Origin of the sequence: Bacillus cereus group sp. Bce019 (genome assembly GCF_051781745.1) — a bacterium.
GTDB lineage: Bacteria > Bacillota > Bacilli > Bacillales > Bacillaceae_G > Bacillus_A > Bacillus_A cereus.
The window spans coordinates 1-269 of record NZ_JBPWJX010000142.1; the positions used below are offsets into that span (position 1 = coordinate 1).

Genomic DNA, 269 nt, shown 5'->3' on the forward strand with positions numbered 1-269 from the left:
TTTTAATGCACCCCTCTGCACGTCGATAATGTTCTTGTGGCGCACATTGATTTGCTTGTACCCCTTGATTAGAACATCAGCCTTGTACAAGTCGAGGGTATTGCGTTCAATCTCCATCAGCTTTTCAGCCATGTAGTTTTCCATCGACTTAACGCCAATCTCTTGTTCTACTACTCTCTTTCTTACTTCTTCTGAAATCATAATTGTAATATTAATTAATAAAAAAATGAATGTTGCTTGTTTAGGTGCTGGACACCACAAAGTATTAG

Annotated in this window: 1 protein-coding gene; it reads right to left on the bottom strand. The window is 37.9% G+C overall.

Features of this window, described 5'->3' with window-relative positions:
- On the bottom strand, window positions 1–201 hold a 201-nt coding region (locus ACS2QP_RS27785; RefSeq protein WP_438883069.1), incomplete at its 3' end, for a hypothetical protein.
- Window positions 202–269 lie beyond the last annotated feature (68 nt).